The 13773-nt window shown below is 70.1% G+C and carries 19 protein-coding genes; 8 read left to right on the top strand and 11 right to left on the bottom strand.

Annotated elements, in window-relative coordinates; all coding sequences use genetic code 11:
* Positions 1-121: 121 nt before the first annotated feature.
* Positions 122-820: an O-methyltransferase gene (locus tag ACQCO7_RS28145; protein ID WP_464077310.1), complete on the top strand. Its 699-nt coding sequence runs from the start codon at positions 122-124 to the stop codon at positions 818-820.
* Between the two features lie 83 nt (positions 821-903).
* Here the strand turns inward: ACQCO7_RS28145 and ACQCO7_RS28140 are convergent, their stop codons facing one another.
* Complete coding sequence (locus tag ACQCO7_RS28140) at positions 904-1071, bottom strand: DUF3117 domain-containing protein (RefSeq protein ID WP_010350523.1); 168 nt, start codon at positions 1069-1071, stop codon at positions 904-906.
* A gap of 360 nt (positions 1072-1431) precedes the next feature.
* On the opposite strand from ACQCO7_RS28140, the gene chcB reads away from it, so the two are divergent.
* Complete coding sequence (chcB, locus tag ACQCO7_RS28135) at positions 1432-2223, top strand: 2-cyclohexenylcarbonyl CoA isomerase (protein WP_464074425.1); 792 nt, start codon at positions 1432-1434, stop codon at positions 2221-2223.
* On the opposite strand, the gene ACQCO7_RS28130 is transcribed toward chcB, so the two are convergent.
* Positions 2220-2792, bottom strand: coding sequence for a DNA-3-methyladenine glycosylase I (locus ACQCO7_RS28130; RefSeq protein WP_464074424.1), 573 nt, complete (start codon positions 2790-2792; stop codon positions 2220-2222). The genes chcB and ACQCO7_RS28130 overlap by 4 nt on opposite strands.
* On the bottom strand, positions 2789-3124 hold the full coding sequence (locus tag ACQCO7_RS28125; RefSeq protein ID WP_464077309.1) for a DivIVA domain-containing protein: 336 nt from the start codon (positions 3122-3124) through the stop codon (positions 2789-2791). The genes ACQCO7_RS28130 and ACQCO7_RS28125 overlap by 4 nt, the downstream gene beginning before the upstream one ends.
* Positions 3125-3245: 121 nt before the next feature.
* On the opposite strand from ACQCO7_RS28125, the gene folP reads away from it, so the two are divergent.
* Positions 3246-4106 carry a dihydropteroate synthase gene (gene folP, locus ACQCO7_RS28120; RefSeq protein WP_464074423.1) on the top strand — a complete coding sequence of 287 codons (861 nt, stop codon included), beginning with the start codon at positions 3246-3248 and terminating at the stop codon, positions 4104-4106.
* An 8-nt stretch (positions 4107-4114) separates the two neighbouring features.
* On the opposite strand, the gene ACQCO7_RS28115 is transcribed toward folP, so the two are convergent.
* The 4 genes from ACQCO7_RS28115 to ACQCO7_RS28100 are packed head-to-tail and all read right to left on the bottom strand — an operon-like array spanning position 4115 to position 5815.
* On the bottom strand, positions 4115-4366 hold the full coding sequence (locus ACQCO7_RS28115; protein ID WP_464074422.1) for a type II toxin-antitoxin system RelE family toxin: 252 nt from the start codon (positions 4364-4366) through the stop codon (positions 4115-4117).
* A complete protein-coding gene (locus ACQCO7_RS28110; RefSeq protein WP_464074421.1) occupies positions 4363-4629 on the bottom strand; it encodes a type II toxin-antitoxin system prevent-host-death family antitoxin in 267 nt (88 codons plus the stop codon). The genes ACQCO7_RS28115 and ACQCO7_RS28110 overlap by 4 nt, the downstream gene beginning before the upstream one ends.
* 57 nt (positions 4630-4686) lie before the next feature.
* Complete coding sequence (locus ACQCO7_RS28105) at positions 4687-4944, bottom strand: DUF397 domain-containing protein (RefSeq protein ID WP_464074420.1); 258 nt, start codon at positions 4942-4944, stop codon at positions 4687-4689.
* Positions 4937-5815, bottom strand: coding sequence for a DUF5753 domain-containing protein (locus ACQCO7_RS28100; RefSeq protein ID WP_464074419.1), 879 nt, complete (start codon positions 5813-5815; stop codon positions 4937-4939). The genes ACQCO7_RS28105 and ACQCO7_RS28100 overlap by 8 nt, the downstream gene beginning before the upstream one ends.
* Before the next feature lie 183 nt (positions 5816-5998).
* Here ACQCO7_RS28100 and ACQCO7_RS28095 point away from each other — a divergent pair, with 183 nt between their 5' ends.
* Positions 5999-6382 (top strand): ATP-binding protein, encoded by a 384-nt coding sequence (locus ACQCO7_RS28095; RefSeq protein ID WP_464074418.1) that lies wholly within the window; start codon positions 5999-6001, stop codon positions 6380-6382.
* A 231-nt stretch (positions 6383-6613) separates the two neighbouring features.
* Here the strand turns inward: ACQCO7_RS28095 and ACQCO7_RS28090 are convergent, their stop codons facing one another.
* Both ACQCO7_RS28090 and dapE read right to left on the bottom strand, forming a co-directional pair.
* Complete coding sequence (locus ACQCO7_RS28090) at positions 6614-7360, bottom strand: LOG family protein (RefSeq protein WP_029183385.1); 747 nt, start codon at positions 7358-7360, stop codon at positions 6614-6616.
* Between the two features lie 76 nt (positions 7361-7436).
* Positions 7437-8513: a succinyl-diaminopimelate desuccinylase gene (gene dapE, locus ACQCO7_RS28085; protein WP_464074417.1), complete on the bottom strand. Its 1077-nt coding sequence runs from the start codon at positions 8511-8513 to the stop codon at positions 7437-7439.
* A gap of 84 nt (positions 8514-8597) precedes the next feature.
* Between dapE and ACQCO7_RS28080 the strand changes: the two genes are divergently transcribed.
* Together ACQCO7_RS28080 and ACQCO7_RS28075 are read left to right on the top strand one after the other, a co-directional pair.
* Positions 8598-9554, top strand: a complete 957-nt coding sequence (locus ACQCO7_RS28080; protein WP_464074416.1) for a heavy metal transporter — start codon at positions 8598-8600, stop codon at positions 9552-9554.
* Positions 9555-9694: 140 nt separating this feature from the next.
* The gene (locus ACQCO7_RS28075; RefSeq protein WP_464074415.1) at positions 9695-10135 is read left to right on the top strand and encodes an ATP-binding protein; all 441 of its coding nucleotides are present in this window, start codon (positions 9695-9697) and stop codon (positions 10133-10135) included.
* Between the two features lie 120 nt (positions 10136-10255).
* On the opposite strand, the gene ACQCO7_RS28070 is transcribed toward ACQCO7_RS28075, so the two are convergent.
* Complete coding sequence (locus ACQCO7_RS28070; protein ID WP_464074414.1) at positions 10256-11347, bottom strand: bifunctional succinyldiaminopimelate transaminase/glutamate-prephenate aminotransferase; 1092 nt, start codon at positions 11345-11347, stop codon at positions 10256-10258.
* A gap of 78 nt (positions 11348-11425) precedes the next feature.
* Entirely contained in the window at positions 11426-11743 is a 318-nt protein-coding gene (gene fdxA / locus ACQCO7_RS28065; RefSeq protein WP_010350536.1) for a ferredoxin, read from the bottom strand.
* A 142-nt stretch (positions 11744-11885) separates the two neighbouring features.
* Between fdxA and ACQCO7_RS28060 the strand changes: the two genes are divergently transcribed.
* Together ACQCO7_RS28060 and ACQCO7_RS28055 are read left to right on the top strand one after the other, a co-directional pair.
* Complete coding sequence (locus ACQCO7_RS28060) at positions 11886-12911, top strand: GNAT family N-acetyltransferase (RefSeq protein WP_464077308.1); 1026 nt, start codon at positions 11886-11888, stop codon at positions 12909-12911.
* Positions 12908-13705 (top strand): transglutaminase family protein, encoded by a 798-nt coding sequence (locus ACQCO7_RS28055; protein WP_464074413.1) that lies wholly within the window; start codon positions 12908-12910, stop codon positions 13703-13705. The genes ACQCO7_RS28060 and ACQCO7_RS28055 overlap by 4 nt, the downstream gene beginning before the upstream one ends.
* Positions 13706-13773 lie beyond the last annotated feature (68 nt).

The following is a 13773-nucleotide window of genomic DNA, read 5'->3' as shown; positions in this document are numbered from 1 at the left end:
TTGATCTGGGCTGATACGGCTCATACAGCTGCGTCCGTCCGAACTCGCCGCGCCACCCGCCGCCGTGATCCAACTGTGTCCCCCCATCACCGTTCCCACCCCTTCAAACGCGCGGTCCCATCTGCGGGTTCCCGCCCGCAACGGATACAGTCACGCCGAGGCACATCATGGGGAACAGGAGAGGGTCATTACCGGCAACCGGCAGGCAAGCTGGGCGTTCGCCGACGCCTACGCCGCCGAGGACGACGCGCTGCACTGGGCCCGCGACCGGGCCCGTGAGGCAGGGCTGCGCTCGGTGTCGCCCAGCACGGGCGCCGCGCTGCGGTTGCTGGCCGCCACGGTCGACGCGAAGGCGGTCGCCGAGATCGGCACCGGCACCGGCGTCTCCGGTCTCCATCTCCTGCACGGCATGCGTCCCGACGGCGTCCTGACGACCGTCGACCCCGAGCCGGAGCACCAGCAGTTCGCCCGGCAGGCCTTCCGCGCGTGCGGGTTCGCCAGCAACCGGGCGCGGTTCATCCCCGGGCGCGCGCTGGACGTCCTGCCGCGTCTCGCCGACTCCGGCTACGACCTCGTCTTCTGCGACGGCGACCGGCTGGAACTGCTGGACTACCTAGCTGAATCGTTGCGCCTGCTGCGGCCGGGCGGGCTGGTCGTCTTCGAGGGCGTGTTCGCCAACGGCCGTACCGTCGACTCCGGTCCCCAGCCGACGGAGGTCGTGCGCGTGCGCGAGCTGCTGCGCACGGTGCGCGAGAGCACCGAGCTGGTGGTGTCGCTGCTGCCGGTGGGCGACGGGCTGCTGTGCGCGGTCAAGCGCTGAGCGACGGCGTACCTGTTCGGTGAAAACGACAGCCCCGGCGCCGCACGCGATGCCGGGACTGTCGTAAGGGGCTGCTTGTGCGATCAGCTGACGACCTTGTTGAGGGCCTCGCCGAGCGCCGTGGCCTCGTCTGGGGTCAGCTCGACGACGAGCCGCCCGCCGCCTTCGAGGGGAACGCGCATGACGATGCCCCGCCCCTCTTTGGTCACCTCAAGCGGGCCGTCGCCCGTCCGCGGCTTCATGGCCGCCATGCTCGTTCCCCTTCCTGAAACCAGCTCAACCGTCAAAGCCGACGGCCCCTGGGAGGGCACGCGCGGTCCTGCGTGGGACACGCGACACCGGCATCGAACACATTGCTTCCAAGCCATTATCCCGCATCTCAGGACCCGATGACCAACTTCGGACGGCATCGCTTGGGCAACGCGCCTGAGCAAAACCACCCAATTCGGCGGTGTGGCTGCGATACTGCGCCGCCTCGCCGCGTTAGGCCGTCCGAGAACGGGGCCGTATTCTTTGACGCAGGTCACACGCTCCGTCCGGTCCCCGGACGGCGGACTCCGCCATGCTGTGTCCCTGACGACGTCATTTTTCGATGCGGAGGGGACGACTCCATGGCCGACAGCGTGCTGTACGAGGTGACCGACGGGCTCGCGATCATCACCGTGAACCGTCCGGAGGCGATGAACGCGCTGAACGTCGCGACGAAGGTCGCGCTGCGGGACGCCGCCGAGTCCGCGGCGGGCGATCCCGCCGTACGCGCGATCCTGCTGACCGCCGCCGGGGAGCGCGCGTTCTGTGTGGGCCAGGACCTCAAGGAGCACATCGGGCTGCTCGCCGAGGGGTCGGACGTCGTGATGAGCACGGTCGGCGAGCACTACAACCCCATCACGCGCGCGCTGACGGGCGCCGCGAAGCCGGTGGTCGCCGCCGTCAACGGGGTCGCCGCCGGTGCCGGGTTCGGGTTCGCGCTGGCCGCCGACTACCGGATCGTCGCGGACACGGCGTCGTTCAACACGTCGTTCGCGGGGGTCGCGCTCACCGCCGACTCCGGGATCTCGTGGACGCTCCCGCGCGTGGTGGGGCCGTCCCGGGCGATGGACCTGCTGCTGTTCCCGCGCAACATCAGCGCGCAGGACGCGCTGGACCTCGGGATCGCCAACCGGGTCGTCCCCGCGGCTTCCCTGCGGGAGGAGGCGCTGAAGGTGGCCCGCGCGCTCGCGGAGGGGCCGACCGTCGCGTACGCCGCGCTCAAGGAGTCGGTCGCGTTCGGGCTGACGCACTCGTTGACGGAGACGCTCGACAAGGAGGACGCGTTGCAGTCCCGCGCGGGCGCGGCGCAGGACCACCGGATCGCGGTGACGGCGTTCGTCAACAAGGAGAAGCCGAAGTACGTGGGGCGCTAACCCCGCGCGCCGCAGTCCTTGAGGTGGTCGTTGACCAGCCCGCACGCCTGCATCAGCGCGTACGCCGTCGTCGGTCCCACGAACCTGAGGCCCCGCTTCTTCAGCTCCTTCGCCAGCGCCTTCGACTCGTCCGTCACGGCGGGTACGTCGGACAGGGTCCTCGGCGGCTTGCGGGGCTTCTTCGGGGCGTGGGACCAGATCAGCTCGTCCAGGTCGCCGGGCGTCCAGTCGGCCAGCACGCGCGCGTTGGCCATCGTCGCGTCGACCTTCGCGCGGTTGCGGATGATCCCGGGGTCGCCCAGCAGGCGCGTACGGTCCTCGTCCGTGAACGCGGCCACCTCGGCGATCCGGAAGCCGCTGAACGCCGTACGGAAGGTGGGGCGGCGGCGCAGGATCGTGATCCAGGAGAGGCCCGACTGGAACGCCTCCAGGCTGAGGCGCTCGAAGAGGGCGTCGTCGCCGTGGACGGGGCGGCCCCACTCCTCGTCGTGGTACGTGACGTAGTCCGGCGTGGAGAGCGCCCAGGGGCAGCGCGGGACGCCGTCCGGACCGGCGAGGGCGTCGGTCACTGGGTGTCCTCCGGGGCGGCCTTCTCGACGGACACGTGCGGGGGCGTCAGCGCGGCCTCCAGGTCGGCGATCCGGGCGTCCCGCTCCGCGAGTTCCGCGGCGAGTCTGCCCAGCGCGTCGTCCACGTCCGACATGCGGTAGCCGCGCGCGGCGAGCGGGAAGCGGAGGCTGTCGACGTCCGCGCGCGTGACCGGGCGGTCCCACGGCAGCGGGTCGTGCAGCCGCTGCGGCGACTCCTCCGGCAGCGGGCCCGTACCCTCGCCGCCGCCCACCACGGCGAGCGTCACCGCGGCGACCACCACGGCGAGCGCGATGACCAGGAACAAGAACATAACCATCGGCGGGCCCCGCTCGAACGTCGGACGTGTCTTGTCCCTGATCGTGCCATGCGGGTCGGACAGTTAGGGTCTCAGGCGGCGGATGTCCCGCATGTACTAGGAGAGGTCACAGGGGATGCTCAGGCTGGGCAGGCGTGAATTCGGTCCGCACGAACCGGTGATCATGGCGATCGTCAACCGGACGCCCGACTCCTTCTACGACCAGGGCGCCACCTTCGCCGACGAGCCCGCGCTCGCGCGCGTGGCGCAGGCCGTTTCCGAGGGTGCCGCGATCGTCGACATCGGCGGCGTCAAGGCGGGTCCCGGCGAGGAGGTCACCGCGCAGGAGGAGGCCCGCCGGACGGTCGGTTTCGTCGCGGAGGTCCGGCGCCGGTTCCCCGAGGTGGTCATCAGCGTCGACACGTGGCGCGCGTCCGTCGGCGAGGCGGTCTGCGAGGCCGGCGCGGATCTCCTGAACGACGCGTGGGGAGGCGTGGACCCGGGTCTGGCGGAGGTTGCGGCGCGGTACGGGGCTGGGTTGGTCTGCACGCACGCCGGACGCTCTGAGCCGCGTACACGCCCCCACCGGGTCGCGTACGACGACGTCATGGCCGACATCCTCGACGTGACCGTCGGCCTGGCGGAGCGCGCCGCCGCCCTCGGCGTCCCCCGCGAGTCGATCCTCATCGACCCCGGCCACGACTTCGGCAAGAACACGCGGCACAGCCTGGAGGCGACGCGGCGCCTCGGCGAAATGGCCGCCACCGGCTGGCCGGTCCTGGTCTCCCTGTCCAACAAGGACTTCGTCGGCGAGACGCTGGACCGCCCGGTGAAAGAACGCCTGATCGGGACGCTGGCCACGACGGCAATCTCCGCCTGGCTGGGCGCCCAGGTCTACCGCGTCCACGAGGTCGCGGAGACGCGGCAGGTCCTCGACATGGTCGCGTCGATCGCCGGCCACCGTGAACCTGCGGTGGCGCGGCGGGGGTTGGCGTAGGGGGCTCTTCACTCAAGCGTGCGGCCGACGTGCTCGATGTGCAGCGTCCGAGCCTCCTCGTCAACGCGATACAAGATCCGCCACGGGCCGCAGCGGAAACGACGATGCTGGACACCCCATGCGCGGGACCCCTCGGGCCTCGGGTCCTCGGAAAGCCTGTCGGTCGCCTGAAGGAGGGTGTCCGCTCCTCGGGGATCGTCCTTCAGGAAACCTGTGGCCTCGTCGAGCGCCGTCGGCTCCCACTGGACCTCCCACGTCACTCCGCGTTCCTCCCAGCGGCCTCAAGCAGTATCTGCCGCGCCTGGGCGTGCGGGACGGGTGTTTCGGTACGTCCGAGCGCCCTGTCACGCTCCAGGCGCGCCAAGGCCAGCGCGTCCTCCAGGTCCTCCAGCTCCGCGGGAGAGATGAGAACCGCGGTCGCGATGCCACGGTCGGTCAGGGTGATGTGCTCGTGCTGGGCAGCCCTGCGGGCGAGTTCACCGAGCTTGCCCCTCGCTTCGGCGATGGGATAAGTAGCGGACATGAACATAGTGTACACCTGGATGACACTTCGACTCATGGTGAACCGCCCTGACGCGGGTCAGACGCCGGGGACGAGGCCGGGTTGGCCTGCTTGGACGCCTTGCGTGTAGGCCGCGTACTCGGACTCCGTGAGCGGGATCATCAGGTGGGTGAGGATGGAGTGGCGGAGGACCCAGCCGCCGAGTTCGGGGACGTGGGTGGCTTCGAGGCAGTCGCCTGAACCGGTGCCGGAGAACTCGGACTTCGTCCACTCCGCATCCGAGAGGTCGCGCTCCAGGAGCGCGTTCAGAACGGCCAGCTTCTTGCTCTCAGTCACGCAACAGCTCTTTCTTCATCGCCTTGATCTGCTCCAGCGTGTCCGCCGGGGAGAACGAGAGTTCCCGCAGGGACTCGACAAGCACCTTGAGTCCCCGGATCTCCTTGATGTCCTTCCGGTAGGACATCCCGCTCATCGCGTCGAACGCTACGACAGGCCGCTCGTGGGCTCCGCCGAACTCGATGACGTGGAACATGTAGGCGATCGCGATGTTGGAGTCGAACGGGACCATCCGCAGGGTGACTTGATGCTGCTCGACGTCCGTGATGAGCGAGTCGAACTGTGCCAGCATGACGTCCCGCCCGCCGATCATCTGCCGGAGTGCGGCCTCGCCGAGGATCATCTCGACCGTCGGGGGATTCTGCTTCTCCAGGAGTTGCCGCCGCGCACGCCGCAACTCGATCGCCCGGTCGACGAGAAGTCCGCCCTTCCGGGTTTTCGTGACGGCCGAGGTGAGCGTGCGACCGTACTCGGCGGTCTGCAAGAGACCAGGAATCACATTTCCCGCGCAGGTGACGATCTGAGTGGCGCTGTCCTCGTAGGCGACAAACTCGATCAGACTCTCCGGGAATTCCTCCTGGAACTCCGTCCACCAAGCCCCCGTGATCGCCCGCCCTTCCGCAAGCATCGTCTCCAGCCGGACCCGCGTTTCCGTATCCGCCTTGAACACCCGCAGAAGCGTCTTCAGCTCTTTCAACTCCGGCCAAGTCGCCCCGCGCTCAAGGCGGGAGACGCGATCCACGGTCCGGCGTCCCAACGCGTGGGCCACTTCGATCTGCTTGACCGGGCCGCCGGGGGCATTGAGGCGTGCCTCCTTCAGCGCGGCGCCGAAGCGCTGCCGGGCGACGATGCCTGCGGTGCTGACCGCCACAACTACCCCTCCTCAAGGCGACCTTGCGGACACGGCGCAGCGTAGCGCGAAGGTGCGGCGCGTAGCACTTGTGAGGGAGATTCCGGCGTTTGGGTTGCGATCGCAGAGCCACTCCGCTCACACTCGACCTCACGCGCCGAACACACCCTGCAACGGCCCGTATTCACCCTGAGGAGGCCCCTCATGCCCGCCTACGAACCCCTCATGGAACGCGCCCTCTTCCCCCGCACCCCCGCATCCGTCCCCGCCGCCAGGAAATGGGCCGTACGCGCGTACGAAAGGGCCGGCGGCAAAAACCCCGGCCTCTGTGCCCTCCTCGTCAGCGAACTCGCCACCAACGCCGTCGAACACGCCGAAGGCGACCGCTTCGAGGTCACCGTCTGGGCCTCACTCGTGATCGACGTGAAGGACGCCTCCCCCAAAATCCCGGAACCCCGCCCCCCGTACCCCCACCCCCACGAAGAACACGGCCGAGGACTCCTCCTCGTATCCGAACTCTCGTCGGAATTCCGCGTGTTCCCCGTACCGGACGGAAAGATCAGTACTTTCCGCATCGACGAAGAGTGACCGCCGCAACGGCGTCCGCCCTGGCCGTCATGCTCTTCGTCACGATCTGGATCGGCGCCCTCTCCATGCTGTACGCGACAGCGCGACGCCCCGGCGAGGGCGGCCTGGAACACCCGTGCGCACACTGCCGGTTCCGCCACCCGAGCCTCGGGGCGCCGGACGGTGTGGCGGATGACGCGGCCGGGCCGGGCCCCGTGCTGTGGGACGAGGGTCCGGCCCCAGGTCAACGGCTCAGCGCGCCGCTTCCTTCGACACCAGCGCCACCGCCTCGTCCACGTCGTCCGTGACGTGGAACAACAACAGGTCCTTCTCCGACGCCTTGCCCTCCGCGACCAGCGTGTTCCTGATCCAGTCGATCAGGCCGCCCCAGTACTCCGTGCCGAACAGCACGATCGGGAAGCGGGTCACCTTCTGGGTCTGGACCAGGGTCAGGGCCTCGAAGAGTTCGTCGAGGGTGCCGAGGCCGCCCGGGAGGACCACGAAGCCCTGCGCGTACTTCACGAACATCATCTTGCGGACGAAGAAGTAGCGGAAGTTGAGGCCGATGTCGACGTAGGGGTTGAGGCCCTGCTCGAAGGGCAGCTCGATGCCGAGGCCGACCGAGATGCCGCCCGCCTCGCAGGCGCCCTTGTTCGCGGCCTCCATCGCGCCGGGCCCGCCGCCCGTGATGACCGCCCAGCCCGCGTCGACGAGGGCGTGGCCGAGGCGGACGCCCGCCTCGTACTCGGGGGAGTCCGGCTTCGTCCGGGCGGAGCCGAACACGCTGATCGCGGGCGGGAGTTCGGCGAGCGTGCCGAAGCCCTCGATGAACTCGGACTGGATGCGCAGGACGCGCCAGGGGTCGGTGTGGACCCAGTCCGAGGGGCCTCCGGCGTCCAACAACCGCTGGTCCGTCGTACTCGCCGTGACTTGGGAGCGCCTGCGCAGAACCGGCCCCAGACGCTGCTCTTCCGGCTTGGGGGTTCCCTCGACCGTCATGTGCGCTCCCTTCACTTGCACTTGCTGGTGGTTCCGTACCTCAGCCTAGATCCGCGGGGGTTACGGACGGGGGACGTCAGCGTGTCAGCCAGTTCCGCAGGCGTTCCTCGGCGTGCAGGATCGCGGCCGTGTCGACGCGCTCGTCCCGCTTGTGGGCCAACAGGGGGTTGCCGGGGCCGTAGTTGACGGCGGGGACGCCGAGCGAGGAGAAGCGACTCACGTCCGTCCAGCCGAACTTGGGGCTGGGGGTGCCGCCGACCGCCTCGACGAAGGCCGCGGCGGCGGGGTGGGAGAGGCCGGGGAGCGCGCCGGGGCTGTGGTCGGTGACCGTCAACTCCTCGTAGCAGTCCGCGAACACCTCACGGACGTGCGTGATCGCCTCGTCCTCGCTGCGGTCCGGCGCGTACCGGAAGTTGACGGTCACGACGCACTCGTCGGGGATGACGTTCCCCGCCACTCCCCCGCTGATCCCCACCGCGTTGAGCCCCTCGCGGTACTCCAGCCCGTCGATGACGGGACGACGGGGTTCGTACGCCGCGAGGCGGGCCAGGATCGGGGCGGCGGCGTGGATCGCGTTGGCGCCCATCCAGGAGCGGGCGGAGTGCGCGCGCTCGCCCTTCGTGCGGAGCTGGACGCGCAAGGTGCCCTGGCAGCCGCCCTCCACCTGGCCGTCGGACGGCTCCAGGAGGACCGCGAAGTCCCCGGCCAGCCACTCGGGGTGCGCGCGGGCGACGTGGCCGAGGCCGTTGCGGGTGGCCTCGACCTCCTCGTTGTCGTAGAAGATGAAGGTCAGGTCGCGGTTGGGGGCGACGACCGTTGCGGCGATGCGGAGTTGGACCGCCACCCCGGACTTCATGTCGCAGGTGCCGCAGCCCCACAGGACGCCGTCGGGGTCGAGGCGGGAGGGGACGTTGTCGGCGATCGGGACCGTGTCGATGTGGCCGGCGAGGATGACGCGCTCCGGCAGACCCAGCCCCGTACGGGCGATGACGTTGTTGCCGTGGCGGTCGACCGTCAGGTGGGGCAGCGCGCGCAGGGCGGCCTCGATCGCGTCGGCGAGAGGCTCCTCCGTACCGCTCTCCGAAGGGAAGTCGACGAGACGCGCGGTGAGCGCGGCGGCATCCAGAGTGAGGTCAAGCGGAGTGTCGGCCATGGTGTCGACCCTAACGCGCCAAGCGATCGGACCAGTGTTCCCACCTGGCCCATGCTCAACCGTACTCTCCAGTACCTTGTACGCGTGTCAGCCCCGTCCCCCTCCTCCAAGCATCCTGGCCGCCTGCTGCGCTCCTTGGCCGCGGTCGTCGTCCTGCTCGCCGTCGCGGGCTATGTGGTGGTGCAGTACATCACCGGCGGGACCGGTGACCCGGGGTGCAGAGTCGCCGCCGCCCAGAAGGGCGGGAAGAGTTACGAGTTCACGCCGGAGCAGGCCGTCAACGCGGCGACGATCACGGCCGTCGGCACGAACCTCGGGATGCCCGAGCGGGCGGTGACGATCGCGCTGGCGACCGCGCTCCAGGAGTCCGGGCTGCGCAACCTCGCGCACGGCGACCGGGATTCGCTCGGCCTCTTCCAGCAGCGGCCCTCGCAGGGCTGGGGCACCGAGGAGGAGGTGCAGGACCCGGCGTATTCGGCGGGCGAGTTCTACAAGCACCTCAAGAAGGTCCGCGACTACGAGGACCTCCCCCTCACGGTCGCCGCGCAGCGCGTCCAGCGCAGCGGCTACCCGGACGCGTACGCCAAGCACGAACCCGACGCGACCGTCCTGGCCGCCGCCCTCACCGGGCGGTCCGCCGCGACCCTGACGTGTACGGGACGGCCCGACGCGACCGTCACCGCGACCGGCGAGAGCGCCGTACGGGCCGCCCTCGTACGGGACTTCGGGCGCGACGCGGTCCAGGGGACGGCGGCGACGTCCACGGCGAGTACGCAGTCCGAGGGGCCGACGGCGATAAGCGGCGGCGAGACCGTCGCGCTCCCCGTCGTCAGCGACACCGCCTCCGCCGGGCGGTCCGTACCGGAACGCGGGTGGCAGCTCGCGCACTGGGCCGTCGCCAACTCCTCCGCGCTGCACATCCAGCGCGTCACCTACGCCGGGCGGACCTGGGTCGCCGGGAACAGCGACAGCCAGTGGCAGCCGGTCAGCGGGACGCGCGCCGACCGCGAGAAGTCCGTGCGGATCACCACCGGTCAGTAGTACGAGGGGTACGCCACCCGGGGTGTTCACAGCCGATAATGCGACGCATTGCCAAGTCTTTACGTTGCTGATCCGCAACCTTCCTGGGGCCTGCGGGTGTTCTCACGGCGTCAGAGTCCGAACCAGATCGTAGGAGCGACATGTCCTCCCTTCCCCTGACCCGTCGGATCGCCCGTGCCGCGCTGCTCGTCGCCGCGGGGGCTGCTGCCGGGGTTGGTGTGGCCGGCTCCGCCAGTGCCGCGCCGGCTGCTCCGGTGCCTGGCCTTGGTGGGTTGACCTCTCTCGACACGGCCAGTGTGTCCAACACGCTCGACGCGGTGAGCGAGGGGGCGACCAGCACCGCCGGGGAGAACGGGGCGAAGGTTGCCGAGCAGGCGGTTCCTGGTGTCGGCAAGAGTGGGGGGCAGGCCGTCAAGAAGGTGACTCCTCCGGCGTCCAAGGCTGCCGGTGCGACTGCGGGGGCTTCTGGTGATCTCGTGGGTGAGACCGCGAAGTCGGCGACGAAGGGTGGGCTGCCGACCGACTCGCTGACCAAGGGGGCGCAGACGCTGCCGCTGAAGGGGCTTCCCTTGGGGGGCTGAGACTTCTTGAACTGCGGGGCCCGGAGGGTGTTTACCTCTGGGCCCCGTTGTCGTCTGCGGGTGCGATGTGGTTGTCGCGCCCACGCGGCGGCAGCCGCAAATTGATACAGCCCCGCGCCCCTAAAGGAGTCGGTTTACCGCCGCTGTTACGCGCTCGTCCGTAGCGGTGAGGGCTACTCGTACGTAGTCGGCCCCCGCTTCGCCGTAGAAGTCACCCGGCGCCACCAAGATGCCCAACTCCGCCAAGTACGCCACCGTCTCCCAGCACGACTCGTCCCTCGTCGCCCACAGGTAGAGGCTCGCCTCGCTGTGTTCGATGCGGAAGCCGTGTGCGAGCAGCGCGTCCCGTAGCGCCGTACGCCGCGCCGCGTAGCGTTCCCGCTGTTCCTGTACGTGCTTGTCGTCGCCCAGCGCCGCGATCACCGCCGCCTGTGTCGGGGCCGACGTCATCATGCCGCCGTGCTTGCGGATCTCCAGCAGGGGGGCCAGGATCGCCGGGTCGCCCGCGAGGAACGCCGCCCTGTACCCGGCCAAGTTGGAGCGCTTGGAGAGGGAGTGGACCGAGACGATGCCCTCGTACGAACCGCCGTTGACGTCCGGGTGGAGGACCGAGATCGGGTCCGCCTCCCAGCCGAGTTCGAGGTAGCACTCGTCCGAGAAGATCAGGACGCCGTGCTCGCGGGCCCACGCGACCGTGCGGGTCAGCTCTTCCTTCGTGAGGACCTTGCCGGTCGGGTTCGACGGGGAGTTGAGCCAGAGGAGTTTGAGGTTCGTGGGGTCGAGGGCCGTGGGGTCGTCGTAGACCTCGTAGTCCGCGCGAGCCAGGCGCGCGCCTACCTCGTAGGTGGGGTACGCGAGGCGCGGGTAGGCGACCTTGTCGCCGGGGCCCAGGCCGAGTTGGGTCGGGAGCCAGGCCACCAGCTCCTTGGAGCCGACGATCGGCAGGACGTGGTGGTGGGTGACGTCGCGTGCGCCGAGACGGGTTCCGAGCCAGGCGGTGATCGCGTCGCGCAGGGCGGGCGTGCCCCAGACCGTGGGGTAGCCCGGGGAGTCGGCGGCGGCGATCAGGGCCTGCTGGACCAGGTCCGGGACGGGGTCGACCGGCGTGCCCACGGAGAGGTCGACGATGCCGTCGGGGTGCGCGGCGGCCGTCTGCTTGTAGGGGGCCAACTTGTCCCAGGGGAACGCGGGAAGAAGGTCGGCGAGAGACACGGGACGCTCACTTTCTGGTACGGCAAACGCCTCGGCCCCTGGAGGGGACCGAGGCGACGGTGCTTGGGGCCCGTGGGGTCAGGCCTGCGGCGGCAGCGCGGCCACGAACGGGTGGTCCCGCTCGATCAGGCCCAGCTTGCTGGCGCCACCCGGGGAGCCCAGCTCGTCGAAGAACTCGACGTTCGCCTTGTAGTAGTCCTTCCACTCCTCCGGAGTGTCGTCCTCGTAGAAGATCGCCTCGACCGGGCAGACCGGCTCACAGGCACCGCAGTCGACGCATTCGTCCGGGTGGATGTACAAGGACCGGGAGCCCTCGTAGATGCAGTCGACCGGGCATTCCTCGATGCACGCCTTGTCCTTCACGTCGACACAAGGCTGCGCGATGACGTAGGTCACGCTGTCGTTCCTCCTCGATAGGGCGCTGGCGGGCCTGCCTCAGGCTCCGCCGCCTGGCGCGCGGGAGCGCGGCGTCGTCGATGCCCGCCACCTAGTATCTCCGTTCTTGGGCATGATCCGAACAGGAGGGGTGGACGGACTCGTGGAAATCCGAGGCGCAGGTCGGCTCAAAGTTCGCATTACGGCCGCCGATGTGGGCAAACGCGTCTCCGTGCGGCGAGTTTCCGACCCCGCCGTGACGGAGGGGAAATTCACCGACACGGTGGGTGTTCTCACATCATGGGACGGCGATGTGGTCGTGATCACTCGCCGGGACGGGATCGCGGTGCGGATTCCCGCAGCGTCCCTCGTCGCGGGCAAGGTCGTCCCTCCGACTCCCGCCCGGCGCCGGGTGCCTGCGGCTTCGTACGAGGAACTCTCGCGGGTCGCCGCGCGTTCCTGGCTGCCGGTGGAGAGTGCGCCGCTCGGGGGGTGGGAGCTGCGGGCCGCCGCCGGGTTCACCCGCCGGGCCAACTCCGTGCTGCCGCTGGGGGATCCGGGGGTGCCGCTGGACGAGGCGTTGCGGGTGGTGCGGGAGTGGTACGGGGTGCGGGGGCTGCCTGCGTACGTCCAGGTCGGGGACGGGGACGCGTTGTGCGGGGAGTTGGAGGCTCGGGGGTGGGTGCGGGAGGTGACCGCTCGGGTGATGGTCGGGGGGTTGGCGGCGCTGGCGGATCGGGGGGTGCGGGCGGAGGTCGCGCTGTCGCGTGAGGCGGGGGCGGGGTGGCTGGGGCGGTATCAGCGCAAGGGGGTGGGCGAGGTGGCGTTGCGGGTGCTGGGGAGTGGGCCTTCGGTGTGGTTCGCGGCTGTGGGAGGGGGCGTTGGGGGTGCCGGGCAGGGGGCCGTGGAAGGTGCCGGGCGAGGTGGTGTGGAGAGCCTCGTCGCCATCGGGCGGTGTGTCGTCGACGGGCGGTGGGCCGGGTTCTCCGCCGTCGAGGTTGATCCGGCGCGGCGGCGCGAGGGGCTTGGGACCGATGTCATGGCCGTGCTTGCCGGGCGGGCGCTGAAGGAGGGGGCCTCGGCTGCCTGGCTTCAGGTCGAGGCCGACAACTCCGGTGCGCTCGCGCTGTACGAGGGGCTCGGGTTCGCCGTCCATCACTCCTACCACCACTACCGGGAGCCGGCGTGAGCTATCCGCCCGGCGAGGTACGGCGGCTCTTCGCCGAGGAGGCCCGCGCCGAGCGGCCCGACCTCGCGACCCTGTGTTTCCTGATCGGCGCGGAGGCGGACCCGTCGCTCGGCCCCTCCGACCTGGACGCCCTCCAGGTCGAACTCGACCGCCTCGCCGGAGAGTTGCCGTACCGTCCCGGCGGCGCCCGCGCATGGGCCGAGGCCGTACGGGTGTTGCTGGGCGAGCGGTACGGGTTCCGGGGCGACGCGTCCGACTATCAGCGCCTCGACTCCTCCCTCCTCCCCCAAGTCCTGGAACGCCGACGGGGGTTGCCGATCCTGCTGTCGGTCGTCTGGATCGAGGTCGCCCGGCGGGCGGGGGCTCCGGTGTACGGGATCGCCGCACCCGGTCACTTCGTCGTGGGGTTCGGGAGCCGCGCCGAGCGGGTCGTCGCGGACCCCTTCGACGGGGGGCGTGTCATGGAGGGCGGGCCCCGGTCGGCCTCGCGGGAGGTGGGCGCCGCCGATCCGCTGGCCGTGGTGGCGCGGATCCTCAACAACGTACGGGCCTGGGCGGGCGGCCAGTTGGAGCGGAGCGGGGACGCGTTGTGGGCGGTGGAGCTGGGGTTGCTGCTGCCTTCGCATCCGGCGCAACTGCGGTACGAGCGGGGGAAGTTGCTGGTGCAGCGAGGGGATTATCTGGGCGGGGCGGTGGAGTTGGAGGGGTACGCGGAGGTTGTGGGCGCGGTTGACGAGGGGGCGGCGGAGAAGGTTCGGGGGGAGGCGTTGGGGGCGCGGGCGTTGTTGAACTGAGCGGATTAGTCAGGGTGTTGACGAACTCGGCAAATTCATCGGGGTGTTGGCGAACTAGGCGGTTCCTC

The sequence above is a fragment of the Streptomyces saintjeani genome, from assembly GCF_055409605.1.
This window is presented reverse-complemented; position numbering and strand designations above follow the sequence as displayed.

Excerpts from the sequence above, each read along its gene's own strand:
- ACQCO7_RS28140 (WP_010350523.1), bottom strand. The coding sequence starts at position 1,071 with ATGGCGGCCATGAAGCCGCGGACGGGCGACGGCCCGCTTGAGGTGACC.
- chcB (WP_464074425.1), top strand. The coding sequence starts at position 1,432 with ATGGCCGACAGCGTGCTGTACGAGGTGACCGACGGGCTCGCGATCATC.
- ACQCO7_RS28125 (WP_464077309.1), bottom strand. The coding sequence starts at position 3,124 with ATGTTCTTGTTCCTGGTCATCGCGCTCGCCGTGGTGGTCGCCGCGGTG.
- folP (WP_464074423.1), top strand. The coding sequence starts at position 3,246 with ATGCTCAGGCTGGGCAGGCGTGAATTCGGTCCGCACGAACCGGTGATC.
- ACQCO7_RS28110 (WP_464074421.1), bottom strand. The coding sequence starts at position 4,629 with ATGTCCGCTACTTATCCCATCGCCGAAGCGAGGGGCAAGCTCGGTGAA.
- ACQCO7_RS28095 (WP_464074418.1), top strand. The coding sequence starts at position 5,999 with ATGCCCGCCTACGAACCCCTCATGGAACGCGCCCTCTTCCCCCGCACC.
- ACQCO7_RS28090 (WP_029183385.1), bottom strand. The coding sequence starts at position 7,360 with ATGACGGTCGAGGGAACCCCCAAGCCGGAAGAGCAGCGTCTGGGGCCG.
- dapE (WP_464074417.1), bottom strand. The coding sequence starts at position 8,513 with ATGGCCGACACTCCGCTTGACCTCACTCTGGATGCCGCCGCGCTCACC.
- ACQCO7_RS28075 (WP_464074415.1), top strand. The coding sequence starts at position 9,695 with ATGTCCTCCCTTCCCCTGACCCGTCGGATCGCCCGTGCCGCGCTGCTC.